Here is a 25,463-nt window from a genome sequence, read left to right on the forward strand (position 1 = left end):
AACCCTTATAGTGACCACGTGTTAACCCGTTGGGGTAGTAAAGGCATTGATCAAGCGAATCTCACGGTTCGCTTTTTTGAACCCGAATTCTGCATGTTGACGCCAGGCCGTCTAAGAATTTGCTGTCGAAGAAAGTAAAAAGGCGAACCCTGAGGTTCGCCTTTATGTTTTTCTGGTATATCAGAAAAAGTATCGATTAATCTTCGATGTAGTTCTCGATGCTTGGGCAAGAACACACCAGATTACGGTCGCCGTACACGTTGTCAACACGGTTAACGGTTGGCCAGTACTTCGACTCTTTCGTGTGTGCTGATGGGTAGCAACCCAGTTCGCGGCTGTAGCTGCGGTTCCACTCTGGATCCATAATGTCAGCCTGAGTGTGAGGTGCATTAACCAGTGGGTTATCTTTCAGATCCCACTCACCATCCTGAACACGGGCAATTTCGTGACGGATTGCGATCATGGCATCACAGAAACGATCCAGCTCAGTCAGGTCTTCCGATTCAGTCGGCTCAATCATCAGGGTGCCGGCAACCGGGAATGACATGGTTGGCGCGTGGAAACCGTAGTCCATCAGGCGCTTGGCAACATCTTCTTCAGAGATACCTGACGCTTCTTTGATTGGACGGATGTCAATAATACACTCGTGCGCAATACGACCGTGAGTACCGCGGTAGAGTACTGGGTAGTGTGGGCGCAGACGTTCCATCACGTAGTTCGCGTTCAGGATTGCCAGGCTTGTTGCTTTCGACAGACCTTCTTCGCCCATCATCGCGATGTAAGCATAAGAAATTGGCAGAATCGACGCTGAACCAAAGTTTGCAGCAGAAACCGCGTACTGAGGCTTGTCGCTTTCTGATTTCTCAACGTGGCCAGGCAGGAATGGTGCCAGGTGAGATTTCACACCAATTGGACCCATGCCCGGACCGCCGCCACCGTGTGGGATACAGAACGTTTTGTGCAGGTTCAGGTGAGAAACGTCAGAGCCGATGAAACCTGGGTTAGTCAGACCAACCTGTGCGTTCATGTTCGCGCCGTCCAGGTAAACCTGACCGCCAGCTGCGTGTACCAGTTCACAGACTTCCTGTACGGTCTCTTCGTAGACACCGTGAGTGGAAGGGTAGGTGATCATGATGCACGACAGGTTATCACGGTGCTTCTCAATCTTCGCTTTCAGATCTTCAACGTCGATGTTGCCGTTTGCATCACAACCAACAACAACGACCTTCATTGATACCATGGCAGCAGAAGCAGGGTTAGTACCGTGCGCTGAGCTTGGGATCAGACAGACGTTGCGGTGGCCTTCGCCGTTCGCTTCGTGGTAGCGCTGAATCGCAACCAGACCGGCATATTCACCCTGCGCACCAGAGTTAGGCTGCAGTGAGAATGCATCGTAGCCAGTCACTGAACACAGCATTTCAGACAGCTTGTCGGTCAATTCTGCGTAGCCTTTGGTTTGCTCTGCAGGAGCAAACGGGTGAAGCGCACCAAACTCAGGCCAGGTAATTGGAATCATCTCAGCGGCCGCGTTCAGTTTCATGGTGCAGCTGCCCAGTGGGATCATACCGTGGGTCAGTGAGTAGTCTTTGTTTTCCAGCTTCTTCATGTAACGCATCATGCGCGTTTCACTGTGGTACTTGTTGAACACAGTGTGCGTCAGGTATGCGCTGCTGCGGCGACAGCTTTCAGGAATCGCGGCAAACTCATCGCTCGCGATATCAGCTGTGAACATGGATGCTTTCAGGTTGTCACCACCAAACAGAGCCAGCAGTTCCTCAACGTGCTCAACTTTGGTTGTTTCATCCAGGCTGATACCCAGTTGCGTATCGTACTTACGCAGGTTGATGCCCGCATCCAACGCTTTCTTGTAGAATTCGTTTGTTTTCTTGCCAGTGTTCAGAGTCAGAGTATCGAAGAAGGTGTCGTTTGCCAGTTCGATACCGGTATTACGCAGACCCGCAGCCAGAATTGCTGTCAGGTGGTGGACACGGCGGCTGATCTTACGCAGCCCTTCCGGACCGTGGTACAGCGCATAGAAAGCAGCCATGTTGGCCAGCAGTGCCTGCGCAGTACAAATGTTAGAGGTCGCTTTTTCGCGACGGATGTGCTGTTCACGCGTCTGCATTGCCATACGCAGTGCCTGGTTATCACGCGCATCTTTAGAGACACCGATAACGCGGCCTGGCATTGTACGTTTGTGAGCATCTTTAGTTGCCATGAAACCAGCGTGTGGACCACCAAAGCCCATTGGTACACCAAAGCGCTGGGCAGAACCGATGACAACGTCTGCACCCATTTCGCCCGGCGATTTCAGCAGGGTCAGTGCCAGCAGGTCGGAAGCAACAGCAACCAGTGTTTTCTTCGCGTGCGCTTTTTCGATGATTTCTGTCAGGTCAACGATGTTACCTGTTGTGCCTGGGTATTGAACCAGTGCACCAAAGACATCGTGGTTATCCAGCTCGTCAATGCTGCCGGAAATGATTTCAATGCCGATGTAACCGGCACGGGTACGAACAACATCAACAGTTTGCGGATGCAGATCGTTAGAAACGAAGAACGCTTTGCACTTGTTCTTGCTGGCGCGCTGACACAGGGTCATGGCTTCTGCCGCTGCGGTTGCTTCATCAAGCAGGGAAGCGTTGGCCAGTTCCATGCCCGTCAGATCCATCACCATCTGCTGGTAGTTCAGCAGTGATTCCAGACGACCTTGTGAGATCTCAGGTTGGTATGGTGTGTAAGCGGTATACCAGCCTGGATTTTCCAGCACGTTGCGCAGGATTACGTTAGGGGTGTAGGTGTTGTAGTAACCCTGACCGATATAACTGCGATTGATGATATTTTTGCTGGCAATAGCTTTCAGCGATGACAGCAAATCTGCTTCGCTCAGTGGAGCGTCTAGCTTCATTGGCTCTGGCAGACGAATAGCAGCCGGTACAGTTTCAGCAATCAGCTGCTCGAGACTAGCGACGCCAATGGTTTCCAGCATGTGTTTTTGTTGTGCTGAATCCGGGCCATTGTGACGAGCTACAAATTCCTTGTCGTCACTCAGTGCATTTAGAAGAGTCATGTCGGTCATGGTTCTTTCCTGAACAGTTACTATCTGATGCTTGTGAGCATCATGCATCAGACGGGTCATCGAAAAATTGAGTTGTGTAGATGGAAGACCGGCTTTCAGGCTAAGCCTAAAAGCCGGTGACTCAATTAATCTTCGTCGATAGTGGCTAGGTATTTTTCACCGTCGATCAGTTTTTCAAGCTCTGCAACGTCAGAGATCTTGATTTTAGCAATCCAGCCGCCTTCATAAGGTTCTTCGTTAACCAGCTCTGGGCTGTCTTCCAGGTTTTCGTTGATTTCAACGATTTCACCTGAAACCGGTGCATAGATGTCAGACGCCGCTTTTACAGACTCAACCAGTGAGAAAGATTCGCCGGCTTCCGTTGTGTCACCAACTTCTGGCAGATCAACAAATACAACATCACCAAGTAGACCTTGAGCGTGGTCAGAGATACCCATAGTGATAGTGCCGTCACCGTTGTCGCGTACCCACTCGTGGCTTTCAGTGAACTTCAGTGTATTTTCCATGTATAACTCCTTGCGCAATCTTTCCGCAGATATTGTTAGTTTTCCCGGCCGGTAGCCAGCCGGTGTTGTTATTCCGTTTCTTTATACTTAGTGGTAAAGCGGGAAGCGGCTGCACAGTTTCTGTACCTGTTGCTTCACTTGCTGCTCTACCGCACTGTTGTCTTCCGGGTTTGCTGCCAGACCGTCCAGAACATCACCGATCCATTCACCGATTTGTTTGAACTCATCCTGACCAAAGCCACGGCTTGTACCCGCAGGCGTACCCAAGCGGATACCTGATGTCACCATCGGTTTTTCAGGATCAAACGGGATTCCGTTCTTGTTACAAGTGATACCGGCGCGCTCCAGCGCTTCTTCAACCTGATTGCCTTTTAGACCTTTAGGACGCAGGTCTACCAGCATCAGGTGCGTGTCTGTACCGCCGGTCACGATATCGCACCCGCGAGCTTGCAGCACTTCGGCCAAGACTTTCGCGTTGCTGATCACATTCTTGATATAAAGCTTGAATTCCGGCTCTAGCGCTTCACCCAGTGCAACGGCCTTACCCGCGATGACATGCATCAACGGACCGCCTTGCAGGCCAGGGAAAACCGCAGAGTTGATTTTCTTATTAATTTCTTCGTGATTCGTCAGAATCATCCCGCCACGCGGACCACGCAGTGTCTTGTGTGTCGTCGTAGTTACGACGTGAGCATGGGGAATCGGACTTGGGTGTTCACCTGCTGCAATTAAACCGGCAATGTGTGCCATGTCGACCATCAGGTAAGCACCGACTTCATCTGCAATCGCACGGAACTTAGCAAAGTCGATTTGACGAGGAATGGCTGAACCACCGGCAATAATCAGCTTAGGCTGGCTTTCCAGTGCCAGCTCTCGAACCTGTTCATAGTTGATTTCGCAGGTATCTTTATCCACACCGTACTGAACAGCGTTAAACCACTTACCGGAAAGTGCAGGGCGTGCACCGTGAGTCAGGTGGCCACCAGCATCCAGTGACATACCCAGAATCGTGTCACCCGGCTGCAGCAGTGCCAGCATTACTGCGCCGTTTGCCTGTGCGCCTGAGTGTGGCTGTACGTTTACGTATTCGCATTGGAAAAGTTGTTTGGCGCGGGCAATCGCGATGCGCTCGACTTCGTCAACGTGCTCACAACCACCGTAGTAACGGCGTCCGGCATAGCCTTCTGCATATTTGTTAGTCAGGCAGCTACCCTGGGCTTGCATTACCGCTTTAGAGACGATGTTCTCAGAAGCAATCAGCTCGATTTGCTGGTTCTGACGGTCAAGCTCTGCGGCAATCCCGGCATTCACGGCACCATCAACCTGTGCCAGGTTGGTGGAGAAAAACATCTCTAAATCGTGGTTTTGATATGAAGCTTTCATTTCACGTTATCCTCTAATCGCGCTCTTGTAAGGGAGGTTCCTTGTTCCGAGCCAAAGCGTGTTGTTCGTTATGGATAATGTTTGCCGCGGGTTGCCTGTACCGGGTAGACCGTATCGGTTGAGTGTGGCCCCGAGATCTTACAACTGCGTAACATACTTCATTATAGATAGCCGATTAAACAAAAATTTCCAATAGTGGAATACGATGTACTTTAATGGCGGCAATCTTACGCAAACGTTTGCCTTTTGTCACCTGAATTTCTACAATAGCGCTAACTTTTTCACAATATTGTGTGCTGGTCAGGGTGTTTTTAAAACGTTACAAATGTTGCTTACCCCTTGCATAGCAAGTGATTTATACAAATGTAGTCCGAATTTGGAAGTGGTTTGCTCAGGGAGTGGCTTTGCGGTTGTATGCTATTTCAGGCAAGGAAAATGCGACAAAAAATGGTCAGGTTTCCTTTAGGAAACAAATTCTCAATAATGCCGCACAGGTCATATTTTTACCCTGCGACGGCTTTTGAGTTTCCGATTGGCTATGCCAGAATGAAATGACTGCAGTAACCAAGGAAGGATGGTATGAACGAGGAACAACGGGTGGATGTATACCCGTCCATGACAGTAGTCAAAGAGCAGGAATCAGACAAAACGGAACATATTGAGCCGTTACAGTTAGGCAAGCGATTAAAAGAAATTCGCATGACACTGGGTTTGACACTGGAAGAGGCCAGTAAGCGTACAGGTCTAGCTCGCTCAACGCTGTCAAAGATTGAAAATGAACAAATATCACCGACCTTCCAGGCGATGCAAAAGCTGGCAACTGGTTTAGACATTGATATTCCTCAGCTTTTTGCTCCTCCTAAGCAAATTACCGCAACAGGGCGTCGCGACATTACCCGTAACGAACAAGGAAAGCCGCATCCGACGACGACCTATGAACATGAACTCCTGGCTACACAGCTGACGAATAAAAAGATGATGCCTTTTAAGTCACGGGTACGGGCTCGGGCATTTGAGGATTATTCTGGTTGGATTCGTCATGACGGTGAAGAGTTCCTGCTGGTGCTGGGTGGTGAGATTACGTTTTTTTCGGAATTTTATGAACCGGTCAATCTGGCAGAAGGGGACTCGGTTTACTACGACGCCAATATGGGTCATATGCTGGTTTCGGTCAGTGAAGAGGACGCCCATATTTTATGGGTGACGGCGTCTTAATTTTTCCGATTGATTGACTGTTAGCACAGCTGTTAACCGCAGCCTGTTTTCAAGTCATGTATGTGAATGCGTACATTGTGTCGTTTGTATATTGTCCGCTGACCAGGAGCGGATCACGGGTGCAAATTGGGTTAATAAAATGGTTGGTTTGTTAATGTTTGCGTGAATGACGTGATTTGAGGCAAACCGGTCACGAACGTGTTTTTGTTACGACAGGGTAAAAATCCCTGCTGATGGAATTCACTCAAACTGTGATGAAGCACGGTTTGAAAGGTTGGAAACTTTGTTTACTATAAGAAACTATAGTTAACACAGTTGAAACATCTGATAAGGAAGATCGCCGCGATATCAGCGGTGTATGGAGTATAAAAGTATGTCTCAAGAGTTACAGGTAACACCTCTGCACGCACTACACATCGAAATGGGCGCGAAAATGGTTCCTTTCGCAGGTTACGATATGCCAGTGCAATACGCGCTGGGTGTGCGTAAAGAACATATCCACTGCCGTGAATCTGCCGGTCTTTTCGATGTTTCTCACATGGGCCAATTGCGTTTACACGGTGAAAATGCGGCCAAAGCTCTCGAAGCACTGGTACCTGTCGATATTATCGATCTGCCGACTGGTAAGCAGCGTTATGCCTTTTTCACGAACGAGCAGGGCGGGATTCTTGACGATCTGATGGTCACTAACTTTGGCGATCACCTGTTTGTTGTGGTTAACGCGGCCTGTAAAGAGCAGGACATCGCGCACCTGAAAGCGAACCTGCCGGAAGATGTGACCCTAGAGCTGATCGAAGATCGTGCGTTACTGGCTTTACAAGGCCCGAAAGCTGCTGAAGTTCTTGCTCGTCTAAACCCTGCCGTTAAAGATATGATCTTTATGGATGCGATCACGATTGATCTGATGGGCGTGGAGTGTTTGATCAGCCGTTCTGGTTACACCGGTGAAGACGGTTACGAAATCTCCGTGCCTGCTGATAAGTCTGAAGCGCTGGCTCGTGAACTGCTGGGCTATGAAGAAGTGGAATGGATTGGTCTGGGCGCGCGTGATTCTTTGCGTCTGGAATGTGGTCTGTGCCTGTACGGTCACGACATCGATACAACTACAACGCCGGTTGAAGCCAGCCTGCTGTGGGGTATCAGCAAACCACGCCGTGCAGACGGTGAGCGTGCCGGTGGTTTCCCTGGCGCGGATATTATTCTTGAGCAAATTGCGACGAAAGATGTTGCCCGTAAACGCGTTGGTCTTATTGGCCTGAGCAAAGCGCCTGTTCGTGAAGGCAGCAAACTGTTCGATGCCAATGATAACGAAATCGGTATTGTTACCAGTGGTACATTCGGCCCAACTAAAGGGGCACCTGTGGCAATGGGCTATGTTCAGTCTGATCTGGCTGCACTAGGTACCGAAGTGTTTGCCGAAGTTCGTGGTAAGAAGCTGGCGATGGTTGTAGAAAAAATGCCATTTGTGCCACAAAACTACCACCGTGGTTAATGCCTTTATTCTGGCTGACTGCCGAGTTGCTTGTGGAACGTGGGTCTGCAGCCACTGACTGCCAGTAACCTATGGGGATGGGCATGACCGTCAAGCGCTTCCTCAAACACGTATTTCTACGTCAAGATGAGCGTTCTGTTAGCCAGAGACCGTAAAAGAGCCTGCATTAAGCAGGCTCTTTTTTGTCTCAGATTCAGGTTGGCATAAGAGGGAGAAATCAGCTTTTCTTAACAGACAGGCTTCAATATCGTGACGTCTCAGGCGTCATGTGCAAAGCCGAACCCTGTTTTGAGAGGTGATGAGTATGAGCCTGCACCTGAATTTCCATTCTTTGACCGCGTATGTGCCCTTCCGATGGCCGAACACCGGGCGATACTCTGCTTTATGCTCTGCGTTATGCCTTAGCACTGGTGTGGTGATCGCTGAACCGCTGCTCATGACCTATGAAGAATATATGGATCGCTGTATGAGCACTTACGGCGAAGACAAAGTGACACGCAGTGTGTGCGATGCGCAGTTTCAAGCCATTGAGAAAAAAGAACAGGATCTCATGGCGCATGTTGAGGTTTCTCAGTCCGTAACGGGTATATCTACACAGATGTCTTCACCGTCACCCTCCCAAGCTTCTCAAAACAAGCGTATTTCATCGGACGGCAATACTTCATTGAGTGAAAAGAACCGCAGTCAGAATGATGAAATGTCTCAGCCGGACAATCGCTGACAATTTATTGCGTGAGGTGAGGCGTTGGCTCAATTACACTGTCTACGGCCAGGTGTAGAGTTTCTTGCGTTGCGGGCAAAAATTGCTTCATGAGCCGTTTAAATACCTGGCAGGGTGGTTGAGAATCTTCGATTAATTTCACCTGCCGGTATTGCTGGCGCCAGCTGGACAGGTGCTGCTCGGCTTGTTTTCTGGCATCGGCGCGTTGCGGGGTATTGAAATAAGCAAACGACGCGGAATGAAACTCCGGCTGATGGGTTTCCAGTTGACGAAAACATTGCTTAATGGCCTGAATTTCTGAAATTAATTTCAATCGGGTGAAGCTTCCGCTTTGCTGTGATGCTGTTACTTCCAGTAACCGTTTCCAGGTCTGGGCAGCCAGTATGGCCATCGCTACATGTTCAGGTTGTTGATAATGCTCCAGGATATATTGTTCGAAATCATCTCTCAGTGAATTGTGGTTGGCATCCTGTCCATAGAGGTTTGCTTCATTACGCTCAATATAAACGGGGAGTTCAATGGTACTGACATTGAAGTGTGATAACACTTGCAGGGCATTAAATTGATTAATGGGTAAAGGTTGACTCATTAATGAGACGGAAAAAAATAAACAGCAGATTGCATTTAATCTTGTCAGCCATTTCATCGCCATTATTCCTGAATCGCACCTGTACCAAACTCTGAACATTTATAAGGGAAAGAACGTGAGCACAATTGGTGGTGAAAAATAATGCGATCTGTTCATCAATTAAATCTTTTTATTTCATAGGATTATTCAGGTTATGTGGACATGATCGAAGCCGCGGATTTATAACTGGCGGAGCCGAAATTGTTCAGGTTATATCTAGCCGAGAAATGTATGATGAAATTTCCCGGTCAGATCTATTCCATTTTATGCTGCTACCATTTCGTTGTTTATTGAGGTTAAAGCACAACAGGTAGCGGTATTGACCGAAAGTAATTCAGGTGACAAGCGTGTGGACCGAGAGCGAAATGATATGCGAGAGTTAATATTTGAAATAGCGCTAGCACTAGTAGCGATCGCAGCTGCGGTAGGGTTATTTTCCGCCGTCATTGCATCTTCATAAAGCACCTAGCGGTGCTTTTTTGTTTATGATTTCGCGTTGCCTAGACGGCTGTTTGTTCGCGCTGTGATGAGAGTTATCTCTCCCGGCGACGTGACTGAGGCAGCAGTGGCCGGGGAGGAAGTGTTGACGGGCTTGTCAGTCAACGTCTGAGCGGTGGTGATCACAGAGCGGCAGGGTGACCACAACGTCAACGCCATTAAGCGACACCTTATTTTGCAGTACAATTTGGCCATCATGAAAATTGGTGATCAGCCCTGCAATGAACAGCCCCAGTCCGAGATGGGGTTTGTCCTGTTTATCCTGTGTCCGGATCGACACCATTGAATTACACAACTGGGTTTCCATGCCTTTGGGCAGTAACGGGCCTTTGTTGCTGACAACCAGCCTGACCTGCGTGCCATGACGGGTCAAAGTTACCCTAATTGGCTGATCATTTTGGCTGAAATCAACCGCATTAGCGATAAGCTTATCCAGCAATTGCGCCAGATAATCTGGTGCGCCATCAATCATCAAAACGTCATCAACACGCACTGAAAATGCCTGTTCAGGATACGCCATTTGATAGCCTTGCATACATCCCGACACCAGTTCATTGAACGGGAAGACTTCTTTCTCGGCACCTTGCAGGCTTTGTTCAATGCGGGTTGCCTCTGTCATGCTCGAAAGAATGGTACTCAGGCGCTGGACACCCTCCTGAGCACGGGCAATATAACGTTGACTGTCTTCATCCTGATTTTGCAACGACAGGTTTTCAATCGACGAGCGAACCACTGCCACCGGTGTTCTCAGTTCATGCGATAAACGCGATGATAAATTTTCCAGATAGTGATTGTATTGACCTAACCGGTTGACCATTGCCGCCAAACTACGGCTGAGGTCACCAATTTCATCGGTGTTTGCAGAAGGGGTAATAGGCTGGCAGATCCGCCCCTGGTTATCTATTGCTTGTTCTGCTTCGTCACGAAGGCGACGGATTCTGCCCGATATTTTAGAGGCAAATAACAGCAAGGTCACGGTACCTATCAGTATCACGGCCAGCATTGCGTTCAGCAGTTTTTCCAGTGCACGGTTTTTGAGGGTCTGAATGCCGACGGTAGATTCTTCTGCCACTACCGCGCCCATGACGTTGTCACTGAGCCAGATAGGGTAGGCCGCAGCAAGAATCATCGCTTTCCCGTCTTCGGAACGCCGCCATTGTGAATAGCCGCGTCCTTGCAGAGCCTGGTAGATATGCACTCCCTGTAACTGGGCCGAATCTTTAATCTGATCGTCAAACGCCTGCGGCTCATTGAGCAGGTAACGGTAATAAATTGGGTGCAGCCATTTTTCTTCAAACGCTGACCACCAGGAGTTGTCGTTGTTGCCATATTTGACCGAGGTAGACCATACACCGTTGGATTCCTGAATATTGCCGGATTTGGCCAATACCCGCTGGTGGCGGTCAATAACCCAAAGTCGGGTACTGGTATGCCCCATACCTTTCAGGATGTTTTCGATATCCGGTGAAGGTACGAGGACGGTCCCCAATCGGTTTAGGTGATTGGTATTGGATGTACCGATAATGGTTTCCACTTCGCGGTTCTGGCTATTGTTCACATCATAAAAGGCAAAGCCGAGTTTGTTGCCCAGCATGGCTAAAGGCAGGCGCAGTTCGATGTTGTAGCCATTATCGGTCTGACGCCAGTAACCACTGATTTCCTCTGTTGGAATCACCGCCTCGGCATTACTGATTTCGCCCTGAAGCGACCAGATTTCAGCTTTTCCTTCGGTGAGAGCCGTCACCGCAAAACGTTGTAGTTCGCCCGTCGGAGTTGTCATGGCGACGATCAGGTGATCATTGCGATCAATCCGAACAGAATCCGGGCGGCGCAAAACCGGGCGTCGATCTGATACTTCAAACGCGGCATAAAGATAATCCCCATGCCGGCCAATTCCATGGCGGAACCGGATGCTATTTGCGTTATAAATACCGCGGCTGAACTGTACATCATCCCGGCCATAAGACAGCAGTTTATCGGTGCCGTCTGTCCAATCGTCCAGAACGCCATCGAGCGTAACAGGAGAAGTCAACGCATACGCGTAGAGATCCCTGCCTTTTTGAACCGACTGCAAGGCGCTCGTCTGTTCGTTAAACAGGTTAGGCCGCTCATTCAGTGCGGTCGCCACAGCTCGGGTCGTACCAATCAGTGTCTGCTCCTGCCCCTGACGAAGCAGCTTTTCCATTTCCAGCACATAGTTGTAGCCTAACCAGGGTAAAGCTAGCAGCAAACTGGCGATAAGAATCACTTTTGTACGCAGACCAAATGCCGGCTTAAACTGCCACGCTTTTAACGATGATATGAGTAACCGAAAGCGTTTCAACAGAGAGGTTTTTAGCCCTGAACCGTGTGGCGGCGTTGCATTGACGAAGGGCATATTCAACCGAAACTTTTTCACATCAGGCTCCCCAACGGTAACCCATACCGTAGACGGTGTTAATACAGTCGAAATCGTTATCGATCAGCATAAATTTCTTGCGTATCCGTTTGATGTGAGAGGTGATTGTACTGTCGTCGACCACTACTCGAGCTTCGTCCATCAGATCATGACGGCTTTTGACATGGCCCGGGCGTTTTGCCAGCGCATAAACCATCCAGAACTCTGTGACTGTCAGTTCAATCAGCTGTTGCTGCCAGAAAACCTGCATCTTGTTTTTGTCGATGGTGAGGGGCCCTCGCTCTAGCAAGGTGTCCTGTACGGTCGGGGTGGCCATCAGCTCGCTGCGTCGAAACAGTGCTGCGATACGCGCCATCAGGTGTGGCAGGCTGATGTCTTTGGTCAGATAATCATCGGCCCCCATACGTAAACCGCAGACGGTATCAAAATCACTGTCTCTGGCGGTCAGGAAAATAATCGGAACGGTCGGCGACATAGCACGAAGTGACTGACACAAGGTAAAGCCGCCATCAATTTCATCCTGCAAGCCGATATCAATAATGGCTAAATCGGGCAGCTGTTGTTCAAATGCAGCCTGTGCATCAGGACGATTCTCGTAGCCTCTGACGTCATAACCATGTTTTTTCAGCACGTCCATGTAGTTTTCGCGAATCGCGGTTTCATCTTCGACAATGACAATTTTTTTCATAGGTTGTATTCCTGCCAATCCAATACTGCGTCACAACACCAAGCGATTCATTGCAGAAAAACGATTGTGAACACTGTTAATGCAGTGACTATACAAGAAATCTCAAGTGATGAAAGGCCACTTTCGGGGATTCGGGCAATTGCCATTTTTTTGCCACAATTGACCATCACATTGCCTTTTTTTGTCCCTGCCAGTGCCAGAACTGCTTGGTTTAATAACCTCATCGAAACGGCGATTCCCACCGTTCAGCGAACATACGGCATACGACGATATAGCGCTGAAAACAACAAGCTTGCACCGGGAAACGTCGCTGCGAATAACCATCATCGAAAACAAGTACAAAAACCAAGCACAAAAATAAGCAGAGGAATACATCATGAAAAAGCAGCTAATTACCACTCTTATCGCCGCATCACTATTGGCATCTGTCAGCACGCCGTCTGCAATGGCGGATACTCAGTTGGGTGATGATAGCTACACCGTCGGTCAGCAGGAACAATTGGTCGGATTGGGTTCCGGCGCGGCACTGGGGGCGATTGTCGGTGGCCCGATTGGCGCAGTTGTGGGGGCAATGGTCGGTGGAATTGTCGGCACAGCCGTCGGGCAAGACCAGCATATTCAGGCTCAGGATGAGGAAATCACTGAAATTGCGGCCCGCAATACAGAATTGGAGCGAATCAGCCATAAATACAATCAGGCACAGCTTGAAATCGCCCGTCTGGAGCAGGAAAAATTTGAACTGATGAATGTTCAACCAACGGATGTTGATTTGGCACTGGAGATGAATGTCCATTTCCGAACGGGGTCCGCGGAGATTGAACCTTTGTTTAAAGCCCAATTGGATGAACTGGCGGAAGTCATGAAGCAGGCACCGGAAGTGAAATGGGTACTGGAAGGGTTTGCCGACCGCCGTGGTAGCAGCGAACGCAACTTTTCGCTGTCAGAGAGCCGGGTAGAAGCCGTACAACATTATTTGATCGAGCGTGGTGTCGACCATGAGCAATTTGATGTGGCCGCGTATGGTGATCAAAGTCCATTGAAAACAGAGCAGAACTTTGAAGACGATTTCTTCGACCGCCGCGTTACCCTGCGTAGCAGCAGTGCATCAGTACAAACCGCAGGGCATCCATAAGGCAAGGATTGCTGTCGGGACCGAGATGTACAAAGCAGGAGTTCGAGAATGTCAAAATATATAAACCAACAACGCCGTGAGGGGGCACCTTGCTGGGTGCTCGCATTTTGCCTCACTCTGATGTTGACCGTACAGGTGAATGTCAAAGCGGATGAAACCTGGGGTGAAGCCCGACCGGAATCGTCAGGTGCTCCAAGTATCACATTAGCGGATGGTCAGGTGCTCTATGCCTGGGAAAGTGACTGGGAGCAAAGCCGGGAAGCCGACTGGGAATCTGACCCTAACAATGTAGACCGCCACATTCCGCCAATGAAAGCGCAAACAGCCAATTATCGCTTTTAAGGCAGGATGAATAGACAAACAGCTAATACGGGGATAACGGATGACAAGGGTATTCGCTAACGGGTTATCGGGACATGTGCAATTGACGCACCGTCTGGTCAGAAACTGGATTTCAGAACAGAGGGACACCTTCAACAGGTTTTCTAATGACTTCTTTAAGAACTGGCCCTTTAAGAAGAGGCTCTTTGAGAAAAGACTCTCTGCGAGACGATATGTTGAAAAAGTGGATGCTGACTCATGGTGCTGGAAGGCTCAGACGTGGGATGAATCACGCTGGATTGAAGCACTGTTTAAACTCTCCGTGTTGCACTTGAGTCTGGTGTATTGTTGATTCGTAGAGTTATTCATCAGTTGAATTATCAACAAGTCGTGTATCGAATGTTTAGTCTGGCAATCACAGTGGCCTGACGAAGGTGGGTTAACGTGAGTCAATACAGGCGTTTTTCTAAGCTGGATTTTTGGGGGCCTGAGATCATGAAGACAGGAGGCGTGATGTTGCAGACAGAGAAAACTCGCCAGAAGGCGAGTTTTCGCAGCGGTATTGTGGCACTGGCAGGGGGAGAGTCCGGTGAAGGCGCTGGCTATGAAGTGCCGAGAACGTCCCGCAAACGATCCTGAACCACTTCGACCAGCAGGTCAGGCTGGAATTTCGAAATAAAACGGTCGCAACCGACTTTTTTCACCATTGCCTCGTTGAAGCTGCCGCTCAGGGATGTGTTAAGCGCAATATGCAGGGTATGCATTCGGCTATCGCCGCGGATCTCATGGGTGAGTTTATAACCGTCCATTTCTGGCATCTCGGCGTCGGTGAACATCATCAGAATCTCATCTGTCACATTTTTGCCTTCATCACACCAGCGTTTCAGCAGCTCTAACGCTTTGCGGCCATTATGGGCCTCAATGACAGTCAGCCCCAGCTGGGTCAGGGTTTCACGCATCTGTGCACGAGCTGTTGACGAGTCATCGACAATCAGCACTTTGCGCCCGTCAAAATGATTCAGAATCGCAGTATCCAGTACACCATCGGAAATTCGCACGTTGTAGTTGATGATGTCTGCCAGTACTTTCTCGACGTCGATGATGCTGACCAGCCGATCCATGCCGTCACGCTGAACTTTGGTAATGGCGGTCAGATAGTTATTCTTGCCAACCTGCTCGGGTGGCGGCTGAATATCGCGCCATGTCAAATTAACGATGTTCATGACTTCCCCCACCATGAACGCCTGCACGGTACGGTTATATTCAGTAATAATGATATTTCGTTCACTGGCCTCGCTGCCGCCGGACATCCCGATAGCACGGCGTAAATCGATGACCGGAATAGAAGCCCCACGAATGTTGGCGACCCCACTGATATTAGGGTGCGAGCCTGGCAGCATGTTCAGTTTGGGCAGTTTTACGACTTCTTTAACCTTGAATACATTGATGGCAAAAAGCTGACCGGTATGCAGCCGAAAAATCAACAGCTCAAGGCGGTTTTCCCCCACAAGCTGGGTACGTTGATCGACAGAATCGAGAAGTGTTGCCATACTGCCCGGTACTCCTAATTATTAAATTTATCAGTGGATTATATAAGCTGATTTTCAGAAATGTCACGCTGATTTAGCGCTAAAGGCAAAATAGTGCACTGCCTGATAGGCAACAACTTCCTTCATTTCCTAAATAAATATTCAGAATGTTCCAAATCAAGGAATTAAATTCTGCGGCTGATAATCTAGCCGAATACCTAAAAAAGAGGATTTTCCGTGTCCCTGCTGAATGTGTTCATGACAGGAGACTGGTTATCACTCCGTGCATCGGGCATGGGCAGTCGCTTCAGAAGCAGCTCCCAGATAAATAAAGGCGGCCAGAGCCCCCAAAAAATAATGGCGTCAGACAAAATAAAGCCCGGTGACACCAACAGAATGAGGCAATGAAGATGCATGTCACTATAGACGGACAAGTGCTGTCAGCTGACAACCGACAGACGATTCTTGAGGTCGCTCAGGCGAACGGCATTGAGATTCCATCTCTGTGCGGATTAAACAAAAACGGTGAAAAAGTGCCTTGCGGGCTGTGCGTGGTCGAAGTCGCGTACCAGCATGAACACCATCAGGCTTCTCTTCAGTCCACCATAACTACCGTTCGTGCCTGTGAAGTTGTTCCGGAGCCGGGTATGACGATTCGGACTCATAGCGAAGCATTGAGCACACAACGCCAGCAGGCACTGAAACGTATTTTGTCTGATCATTATGCCGATTGCCTGGCCCCGTGTCAGACGGCTTGTCCGGCCGGCGTCGATATTCAGTCCTACCTGTATCACATCTCCCAGAACGATCATCAAAAAGCGGTAGAAGTTATCAAGCGCACCCTACCGATGCCTCTTTCTATTGGCCGTGTGTGCCCGGCGTTTTGTGAAGCGGAATGCCGCCGGGGTATTGTTGATGAGCCGGTGGCAATTCGTCAGCTTAAACGGCATGCGGCAGACTGCGATCTGGAAGCGCAGGAGCAATATATTCCACCACGTAAGGCGGATAAGGGGAAGCGTATTGCAATTGTTGGTAGTGGCCCTGGCGGGTTGAGCTGTGGCTATTACCTGAGCAATGAAGGTTACAACGTCACTGTGTTGGAGTCGATGCCGCAGCCCGGCGGATGGCTGCGATACGGGATTCCGGAATACCGCTTACCGAAAGCGATTCTCGACAAAGAAATTGAACTGATGTGCCGCAACGGGATGACGATTCAAACCAATACGGCACTGGGCAAAGACATGCCGCTGACAGCACTGATTGAGCAATATGACGCAGTGTGTCTTGCGGTCGGCGCGTCGAAAGCGGTGGCAATGACCTATCCCGGCAGTGATTTGGATGGTTGCTATCTTGGGGTTGATTACCTTAAAGATTTTGTCACCGACAAAACTTACACCACCGGACAGAAAGTGGCAGTGATTGGAGGAGGAAACACCGCGATTGACTGTGCCCGCACGGCGATAAGAGCCGGTGCCGACACCACGCTGATTTATCGCCGTACCCGGGATGAAATGCCGGCTGAAGACTATGAGATTGTCGAAGCGGAGTATGAAGGGGTGAAATTCCACTTTCTGACAAACCCGGTTGAGAACCTGGCCGATGAGACTGGTCGGGTCAACGCCGTAAAACTGGAAAAAATGGCGTTGGGTGAGCCGGATGCATCGGGACGCCGCCGACCTGAGCCAACCGGTGAGTATGTTACTGAAGCGTTTGATACCGTAATCGCCGCTGTTTCTCAGCAACCTGATCTCAGTTTTCTGGAACAGGATGGTATTGAATTACCCGTTACGCGTTGGCAAACCGTGGACGCGGATTCACGCTCTTTGTATACCGGTGTAGCGAACGTCTTCAGTATCGGTGACTTACGACGCGGGCCGGCGACCGCCATTGAAGCCGTCGCTGATGGGCGACTGGCCGCCGAAGCGATAAACCGGTTCCTGCAAGGGCAGTCCGTGACGGCTGCTGTCGCCCCTTTTGATGCTAAGAAAGCATCGCGGGTAAAAGACATCGATCTGACGCAATATGCTGCCATTCAGAAAGCGGTGCGTGCAGTAATGCCGGAGTTGTCTGCCAATGAGCGGCAGGGGAGCTTTGCCGAAGTGGAGACAGGCTTTTCTACCAGTGATGCAATGGCGGAAGCGGCACGCTGCCTCGAGTGTGGGTGTCAGGCGAATGCCGACTGCCAGTTGCGGGACTATGCGACGGAATACGGGGTTCAGCGCGAGGAGCTGGATACCGCTGACTGCCAGAAATTCGCCGTGGATAATAGCGCAGAGTTTATCGTGTTCGATGCCAACCGCTGTATCAGCTGTGGCCAATGTGTGGCTGCCTGTAACGAGCAGGCGGTACATGGTGTATTGAGTTTTTCCCGCAACCCGGATGGCTCTGGTGCGAGCAGACCGGAATGCCGTCCCGGTTTTGAACAGGGATACAGCATGGGTGATTCGGCCTGCGTACAGTGCGGGGCTTGCGTGCAGGTGTGTCCGACCGGAGCGCTGGTGGATGCGAGGGATAAATCGCAGGGGCGGATTGAGATGCTAAAGCCGACAGAAACCATCTGTACCTATTGTGGCGTCGGCTGCAAAGTGACTCTGTTTGTCGATGAAAGCCGAAATCAGATCCGGTATGTGCAAGGGGCTAAAGACTCTCCGGTTAATCAGGGGATGCTCTGTGTGAAAGGCCGGTTCGGTTTTGATTTTATTCACAGCAAAGAGCGCCTGACCCAACCCTTAATTCGTCAAAACGGTGAGTTGCAGCCTGCCAGTTGGGATGAGGCCATTGAGCTGGTGGCGAGTAAGTTCAACCGAATCAAAACCTTGTTTGGGGGCAATGCCCTGGCGGGATTCTCATCGGCCAAAACCACCAACGAAGATAACTTTGCGTTCCAGAAGTTTATCCGGCGTGAGCTGGGTACTAACAATGTCGATCATTGTGCCCGGCTGTGTCATGCCAGTACGGTGACTGGGCTGGAGGCATCGCTGGGCAGCGGGGCCATGACCAATGATATTCCGAGTATTGCCCATTCGGATCTGATCTTTATCATTGGATCGGATACCAGTGCGGCGCACCCGATCATCGCATCACATATCAAGCAGGCGATTCGCAAGGGCACTGCGCGTCTGGTCGTGGCCGATCCAAAACGGGTAGACATTGCCGATCATGCTGAGTTGTATGTGGCACAGCGTCCCGGAACCGATGTGATGCTGCTGAATGGTATTATGCAGCAGATTCTTGTGAATGGCTGGCACAGTGAACACTATCTCCATGAGCGTGTTACGGGCTTTGAGGCGTTTGAAGCTGAAGTGATGCGTGACGCTTATTCGCCGGAGAGAGTGGAACTGGTGACTGGTGTGAAACAGGCAGACCTGATGCGGCTGGCCGAAATGATCGGACAGGCAAAGCACACGGCAGTTTATTACGCCATGGGTATTACCCAGCACACAACAGGTCACGACAATGTGCGGGCCATTGCCAACCTGCAGCTGCTGTGCGGCAATATTGGGGTTGAAGGCGGAGGCATTAACCCGCTGCGAGGGCAGTCAAATGTGCAGGGTGCCTGCGATATGGGAGCTTTGCCGGACAATTTCCCGGGTTATCAGAAAGTGACGAATCCGGAAGTTCATCAGAAATTTTCACAGGCATGGAATTGCTCTGACTTGCCGGATCAACCGGGGTTAACACTGACGGAAATCATTGATGCAGCCTGCCAGAAGCAGGTGCGTGGTCTGTATGTGATGGGGGAAAACCCGGTACTCAGTGATCCGGATCAGCACCATGTACTGCAAGGGCTCCATGCGCTCGATTTTCTGGTGGTGCAGGACATTTTCCTGACTGAAACCGCTCAGTTAGCCGATGTCGTGCTGCCTTCTTTCGCTTTTGCGGAAAAATCAGGCCATTTCACCAACACTGAACGTCGTGTTCAACGGCTCCAACCGGCTGTAAAAGCGCCGGGAGAAGCGAGAGAAGACTGGCAGATTATTCAGTCTATTGCGAATGCCATGGGCAGTGACTGGCAATATCACTCCGTGGCGGACATTACTCGTGAAATCAACCAGCTGACTCCGCAATATGCCGGAATTACCTGGGAGCGTGTCGGCCCTGATGGCTTGCAATGGCCATGTCCGCATGAAGATCATCCGGGTACCCGAGTGCTTCATCAGGACACATTTGTGCGGGGCAAGGCTGAAATGGTGGCGACGCCGTTCCGTTACGCGGCAGAAATGCCGGATGCCGATTTCCCATTGGTGCTGACGACAGGTCGTCTGCTGGAACAATTCCATACCGGTACAATGACCCGTAAAACCAAAGGCTTGGATAATCTGGCCGGACCGCGGGCGATGATTTCAGTCGTGGATGCTGAGAAGATAGGGATTACGAACGGCGAGATGATTCGCCTGGTGACCCGTCGTGGCAGTATTGAAACCCCAGCATTTGTCACGAAACGGATGCAGCCCGGTGTGGTGTTTACGCCGTTCCACTTTGCGGAGTCTGCGGCAAATAAATTGACCATTTTAGCAACCGATCCCCATGCCAAGATCCCGGAATTTAAAGTGGCTGCCGTCAGGGTCGAGAAACTGTCACAAACCGACGTCGTGGCGTGTTAGTGTGCGAGTGTGGTGCCTGAGCATTTGCCTGATGCATTTAATCTGTCATGTTAAACGGTAAGTGACACCAAAGTCCGATGTACGCATTAGCCCGACGTACGTATGTATATCCAGTGAATGTGTACGCCGGGCTTTTTTGCAAAGGTTTACGGCTTTGAGGTTGTCACACCGTAACGTCTTGGCACGACGAGGAAAGTGACCGCTGGCGTCATTTAACGCCTAAGCGTTTGGCCAGACGATGAAGATTCCCCGTGTCCAGCTTCAGGGCACGAGCCGCCGCCGCCCAGTTTTGATTACAGTGCTCATAGGTTTCCAGAATGAGCTGACTCTGGAATGAGTCCGTGGCATCTTTCAGACCGGCATCACTGAGCCGGTGATTGACCAGATCGCCAGTGGTCGTTGACTTGCAATCAGCTTTTTCCGTCTGTGGCGTGCCTGTTAAATCAGCGACGGCGTACATGGCTACTAAATCAAAATCTTCAGGAACCAGTTCAATAACGGGCGACTCGGTGGATCGTGCTGAAGCGGCAAATCTGGCACGTGCAATCACAGCCGCGCGATTGATAGCGTGTTCAAGTTCACGGATGTTTCCCGGCCAGTGATAGGCTTTCAGCATTTGACGAGCATCAGCAGAAAGGCGGATCGTTTTTACCCCTAATTTGGTCTGGCAGCGTTCAATAAAAAATCCAGCCAGTAGTACCACATCGTTATCTCTGTCTCGCAGAGGAGGGGCAACAATCGGGAATACGCTTAGACGGTGATACAGATCTGCCCGGAACTTTGCGGCTTTCACTTCAGCATGCAATTGTCGGTTGGTCGCGGCGATAATGCGTACATCCACTTTCAGGTGTCTGTCATCACCCACCCGTTGTAGATCACCGTATTGCAGAACCCGCAGCAGTTTTGCCTGCAAGGCAAGCGGGAGTTCACCCACTTCATCTAAAAACAGGGTACCGCCATCAGCCATCTCAAACTTTCCTTTCCGATCGCTGACGGCACCGGTAAAGGCACCTTTGACATGTCCGAATAGCTCACTTTCAGCGACCGACTCCGGTAACGCCGCGCAGTTGAGGTACACCAGCGGTTGCTGACTGCGCTGGGACGACTGGTGAATGGAAGCGGCAATCAGTTCTTTCCCTACGCCGGTTTCACCGGATACCAGCACAGTCAGGTCTGTACCCGCCACAGCCTGAATCTGATTTTTTAGTTCACGCATGGCCGCAGAATGACCAATCATGTTCACTGCCCCTTTGCCGGGGGCAGATGTCCCTGATGCTTGCGGGACATCGACCGCCTGGCGCTCAAGTTGCTCCATTAGCAGGGCTGTTTGCAGGCTGGCCGCTGCCAGCGCACTAATGATTCGCAACTCCTCGTTGCTGAAACGATCAAACTGGTGAGGATCGAATCCGTCGATGGTCAGCGCACCGATAAGGGTATCGTTCGCGATCAAGGGTAAGCCGACACAGGCATGGACATGCAGATTTCCCTGATGGCTGGGAATCAGGCCGTCATACGGATCCGGCAGATCACTGTCGTGAGGAAAACGAACAATGTCACCCGCTCGGGCGATAGCTTCCAGCCGGGGGTGATCGGCAATTGAAAACTGGCGCCCCATAACCTCGTCATATAAGCCATTAATGGCCAAAGGTGAAAAGTGTTGGTCCCTGAAGGCCAGCAGGGCCGAGGCATCACAACTGAACAGGGTTTTGATGACGCTGAGTAACCGTGCAAAACGATCCTGATTTGAGAGCCCCTGAGTCAGATCCAGTGCTAGCTGCGCGAGTTCTTTTGGCGTGTTTTTCATGAATGCCTCAACCATATATACATTGACAGTCATTATGACACTTGGATTGTCATAATGACACCTTAAATTGGATGTCATTATGACAATGAATCTATCAATAAACATATTAAATGATTTAAAAACAATGAGATGAAAACTTGGTATGGTAAGTGCATTACCTAAAGCAAAGACAGAGCAAGCTGTTCGCTCTGGGAATCACTAAAGGTATTGAAATGACAATTCACGTTAAGAACAACATCCATTGGGTAGGTCAACGCGACTGGGAAGTACAGGACTTTCACGGTACTGAATACAAAATGACAAAAGGTACCAGTTACAACAGTTATTTGATTCGTGAAGAGAAAACGGTACTGGTCGACACCGTGGATCACCGTTTCAGCGCACAGTTTATTCAAAATCTTGAGATGGAAATCGATCTGGCTGACATTGATTACATTGTTATCAATCATGCTGAGGAAGATCATTCCGGGGCATTAACCGCATTGATGGCACGCATTCCCGGCACACCTATTTATTGCACTGAGAATGCGGTGGATTCGATTGTCGGCCATCACCACCACCCTGAGTGGAATTTCAACGTGGTCAAAACCGGTGACACACTGGATGTCGGTAACGGCAAACAGCTAATCTTCATTGAAGCCCCAATGCTCCACTGGCCTGACAGCATGATGACTTACCTGACAGGCGATGCGGTACTGTTCAGTAACGATGCGTTTGGTCAGCACTATTGTGATGAGCACCTGTTTAATGATGAGGTGGATCAGAATGAGCTGATGGAGCAGTGCCTGCGTTATTACTCCAACATTCTGACGCCATTCAGCAATCTGGTTACGGCCAAAATCCACGAAGTGCTCAGCTTTAATGTGCCGGTAGATATGATTGCGACGTCGCACGGTATTGTGTGGCGAGATAATCCAACCCAGATTATTCACCAGTACCTGGAATGGGCAAACAATTACCAGGAAGATCGCATTACGATTTTTTACGACTCGATGTCGAATAACACCCGCATGATGGCAGACGCCATTGCTCAGGGCATCCACGATGTTGACCCAGGTGTGGCGGTGAAAGTCTTTAATGTTTCGCGTCAGGATAAAAACGAAATTCTCGCTAATGTATTTCGCTCTAAAGGCATTCTGGTCGGCTCTTCAACCATGAATAATGTCATGATGCCAAAAGTGGCCGGTATGCTGGAAGAGATCACCGGCTTGCGATTCAAAAATAAAAAGGCCGGGGCGTTTGGTAGCTACGGCTGGAATGGTGGCGCTGTTGATCGCATTCACTCCCGTCTCACCGATGCCGGATTTGAAACCACCATCGGCATGAAAACCAAATGGAAGCCGGACGGAAAAGCGATGCGTGAATGTCGGGCGCATGGCCAGATGATAGCCAGACAATGGGCGTCTCCCAAAGCAATATCAGAGATAGCGTCACCTGGAATATCACAGGCGTCTCACCAGGATGATGTAATGAGTGAGAAGACTGCTAGCCATGCCGTACCACACGCGAGTAATAGATCAGATGAGGTAGTTGTCGTGGCTTTGACAGCCCGTGAAACACCTGAACGTGGCGTAAAACCAGTCATACCGAGCTCCACGGTCTCTCAGAAGATGGTGTGCACCGTGTGTAACTGGGTTTATGACCCTGCGGTGGGAGAACCTAATCAAGGCGTTGCCGTTGGCACATGTTGGTCTGATATTTCTGCGACTTTTTTATGTCCGGAATGCGGTTTGGGGAAAGAGGTTTTTGAGCCAGTACGAGGCGTATAACTATGACATATCCAGTGGTTATTATTGGTAGCGGCTTTGCCGCTTACCAATTAGTCAAAGCGATTCGTCGTGCCGATCAGCAGATTCCCATTCATGTTTTCACCGCGGACGATGGCCATGACTACAACAAGCCGGATCTAAGCCACGTCTTCACCAGGCTGCAGACCGCCGGTGATTTGATTCGTATGACAGGCGAAGACTTTGCAAAGGAATACCAGATAGAACTGCATAGCCGCTGCCGCGTCGAAGCTATCGATCCCGACGCGCATCAGGTTTTCGCTGAAGGATGCGCATTGACGTATAGCAAACTGGTGTTGGCAACGGGTGCCCGTACATTCGTGCCTGATGTTACAGGGAGTGCTACAGACCGGATTGTCACGCTGAACAGCCTGTCGGAGTACGAAGCCGCTCAGCAGCAATTACATCAAGCGAAGCGGGTATTAGTGATGGGAGGCGGGCTGATCGGCACTGAACTGGCGATGGATTTAGCTGGGGCAGGGAAAAGTGTTGTTATTGTCGAGCCAAGCCAGACCCTGATGGGTAATTTACTTCCGGAATACCTCGCCCTGAAAATGCAGGCCGTGATGCGACACCTGAATGTTGATATGTATCTTTCAGACAGCGTGATTGAGTTGGAGTGCAATGGGAGTCATGGCATGACAGTAACGCTGGCCTCCGGTAACTGTCTACAGGCCGATGTTGTTATCTCGGCGGCTGGGTTAGTGCCCAATATATCACTTGCCAGCCAAGCCGGGCTGGATACTCGGCGTGGCATTGTCGTGGACGATACCCTGCAAACCTCGGCGCAGGATATTTACGCCCTCGGAGATTGTGCCGAAATACAGGGGAAGGTACTGGCCTATTTACAGCCTGCATTACTGAGTGCCAATGCGCTGGCAAAATCGTTATTGGGTCAGCCAGGCCGATTGGCTCTGCCGCCGATGATGATAAAAGTGAAAACACCGCATTTTCCTGTTCAGTTAGGGAGTACTGCGCAACCATCCAGCGGGACGCTACCTCACAATGCGCGCTGGCAGATGGACGTCGATCCTCAAGGCTGTACGGCAAGAATGTTGAACGACGCTGGGCAGATAAAAGGTTTTGTTGTAACGGGCGAGCATGTTTCACAGGCTTTGCCGTTATTGAAAGCCTTACAGACTGAGTAGCGAAATAGACATTTAACTAGCTGATTATAAATAAGTTTTACTTTTGTGAAAAACGAAAGCCACTCTGAAATCTCGATCTTATAAATATGAATTAGGCACACCAGTACAACCGGTATCACTCAGATGCTGAGTCTTGTTTTATGACCGTGGGTGACACTCAACATGGCCAGAAACTCAGTATTGTGATACCGGTTTTTTTGTTGGATCACAAAATAGAACAATTAATTTCAGCAACCTTAAATTCCATATTTAAAGCTAAATAAGCATCAAAACGATGGATTAAATTTCGTGTAAATTCATACCAAACTTGGAAACAAAGATTAAAAATTTGGAAACTTCTGATTTGATAACATTTCTTACAAAACACACTGTTTTTAACAAAGTTTTAACGATTAATCTGTAATTCATTAGGTAATAGGGAGTTAGAGTGTTACAAAATGTAAACTTATGAAATGTTGAGGTTTTTGTGAAAGCAACAAGATTCCTGACCTGTATGCTTCTTGAACAAAAAGTGGGAAAATAGCGTTGTGCAG

General features: G+C 49.8%; 16 protein-coding genes. 8 read left to right on the forward strand and 8 right to left on the reverse strand.

What is annotated here, in order from left to right:
• Positions 1-196 precede the first annotated feature (196 nt).
• The 3 genes from gcvP to PGW97_RS19135 form a co-directional block, all read right to left on the reverse strand.
• Positions 197-3,076: an aminomethyl-transferring glycine dehydrogenase gene (gcvP, locus tag PGW97_RS19125; protein ID WP_273860460.1), complete on the reverse strand. Its 2,880-nt coding sequence runs from the start codon at positions 3,074-3,076 to the stop codon at positions 197-199.
• A gap of 125 nt (positions 3,077-3,201) precedes the next feature.
• Entirely contained in the window at positions 3,202-3,582 is a 381-nt protein-coding gene (gcvH, locus tag PGW97_RS19130) for a glycine cleavage system protein GcvH (protein WP_047884492.1), read from the reverse strand.
• An 87-nt stretch (positions 3,583-3,669) separates the two neighbouring features.
• A complete protein-coding gene (locus PGW97_RS19135) occupies positions 3,670-4,965 on the reverse strand; it encodes a serine hydroxymethyltransferase (RefSeq protein WP_047884491.1) in 1,296 nt (431 codons plus the stop codon).
• 579 nt (positions 4,966-5,544) lie between these two features.
• Here PGW97_RS19135 and PGW97_RS19140 point away from each other — a divergent pair.
• From PGW97_RS19140 to PGW97_RS19150, 3 genes are all read left to right on the forward strand, one after another.
• Positions 5,545-6,180 (forward strand): helix-turn-helix domain-containing protein, encoded by a 636-nt coding sequence (locus PGW97_RS19140; protein WP_047884490.1) that lies wholly within the window; start codon positions 5,545-5,547, stop codon positions 6,178-6,180.
• 373 nt (positions 6,181-6,553) lie between these two features.
• Positions 6,554-7,672, forward strand: a complete 1,119-nt coding sequence (gene gcvT / locus PGW97_RS19145; RefSeq protein WP_273860461.1) for a glycine cleavage system aminomethyltransferase GcvT — start codon at positions 6,554-6,556, stop codon at positions 7,670-7,672.
• A 304-nt stretch (positions 7,673-7,976) separates the two neighbouring features.
• The gene (locus tag PGW97_RS19150) at positions 7,977-8,393 is read left to right on the forward strand and encodes a hypothetical protein (RefSeq protein WP_273860462.1); all 417 of its coding nucleotides are present in this window, start codon (positions 7,977-7,979) and stop codon (positions 8,391-8,393) included.
• A gap of 4 nt (positions 8,394-8,397) precedes the next feature.
• Here the strand turns inward: PGW97_RS19150 and PGW97_RS19155 are convergent, their stop codons facing one another.
• The 3 genes from PGW97_RS19155 to pdsR all read right to left on the reverse strand — a co-directional run bounded on the left by PGW97_RS19155 (position 8,398) and on the right by pdsR (position 12,605).
• Positions 8,398-9,039, reverse strand: coding sequence for a hypothetical protein (locus tag PGW97_RS19155; protein WP_273860463.1), 642 nt, complete (start codon positions 9,037-9,039; stop codon positions 8,398-8,400).
• 577 nt (positions 9,040-9,616) lie between these two features.
• Positions 9,617-11,917, reverse strand: coding sequence for a proteobacterial dedicated sortase system histidine kinase (gene pdsS, locus PGW97_RS19160; RefSeq protein WP_273860464.1), 2,301 nt, complete (start codon positions 11,915-11,917; stop codon positions 9,617-9,619).
• Position 11,918: 1 nt separating this feature from the next.
• Positions 11,919-12,605: a proteobacterial dedicated sortase system response regulator gene (gene pdsR, locus PGW97_RS19165; RefSeq protein WP_217392905.1), complete on the reverse strand. Its 687-nt coding sequence runs from the start codon at positions 12,603-12,605 to the stop codon at positions 11,919-11,921.
• Between the two features lie 376 nt (positions 12,606-12,981).
• Here pdsR and pdsO point away from each other — a divergent pair, with 376 nt between their 5' ends.
• Positions 12,982-13,737: a sortase-associated OmpA-like protein PdsO gene (pdsO, locus tag PGW97_RS19170; RefSeq protein ID WP_273860465.1), complete on the forward strand. Its 756-nt coding sequence runs from the start codon at positions 12,982-12,984 to the stop codon at positions 13,735-13,737.
• A 48-nt stretch (positions 13,738-13,785) separates the two neighbouring features.
• Positions 13,786-14,079, forward strand: a complete 294-nt coding sequence (locus tag PGW97_RS19175; RefSeq protein WP_273860466.1) for a hypothetical protein — start codon at positions 13,786-13,788, stop codon at positions 14,077-14,079.
• A 581-nt stretch (positions 14,080-14,660) separates the two neighbouring features.
• Here the strand turns inward: PGW97_RS19175 and PGW97_RS19180 are convergent.
• Positions 14,661-15,608 (reverse strand): chemotaxis protein CheV, encoded by a 948-nt coding sequence (locus PGW97_RS19180; RefSeq protein WP_217392909.1) that lies wholly within the window; start codon positions 15,606-15,608, stop codon positions 14,661-14,663.
• Between the two features lie 389 nt (positions 15,609-15,997).
• Between PGW97_RS19180 and fdhF the strand changes: the two genes are divergently transcribed.
• Entirely contained in the window at positions 15,998-20,191 is a 4,194-nt protein-coding gene (gene fdhF / locus PGW97_RS19185; protein ID WP_273860467.1) for a formate dehydrogenase subunit alpha, read from the forward strand.
• Positions 20,192-20,399: 208 nt separating this feature from the next.
• Here the strand turns inward: fdhF and norR are convergent, their stop codons facing one another.
• A complete protein-coding gene (gene norR / locus PGW97_RS19190; RefSeq protein ID WP_273860619.1) occupies positions 20,400-21,995 on the reverse strand; it encodes a nitric oxide reductase transcriptional regulator NorR in 1,596 nt (531 codons plus the stop codon).
• Positions 21,996-22,207: 212 nt separating this feature from the next.
• On the opposite strand from norR, the gene norV reads away from it, so the two are divergent.
• Positions 22,208-23,764 carry an anaerobic nitric oxide reductase flavorubredoxin gene (norV, locus tag PGW97_RS19195; RefSeq protein WP_273860468.1) on the forward strand — a complete coding sequence of 519 codons (1,557 nt, stop codon included), beginning with the start codon at positions 22,208-22,210 and terminating at the stop codon, positions 23,762-23,764.
• Between the two features lie 2 nt (positions 23,765-23,766).
• A complete protein-coding gene (norW, locus tag PGW97_RS19200; protein WP_273860469.1) occupies positions 23,767-24,930 on the forward strand; it encodes an NADH:flavorubredoxin reductase NorW in 1,164 nt (387 codons plus the stop codon).
• Positions 24,931-25,463 lie beyond the last annotated feature (533 nt).

This window comes from Photobacterium sp. GSS17 (assembly GCF_028621875.1).
GTDB classification, from domain to species: domain Bacteria; phylum Pseudomonadota; class Gammaproteobacteria; order Enterobacterales; family Vibrionaceae; genus Photobacterium; species Photobacterium ganghwense.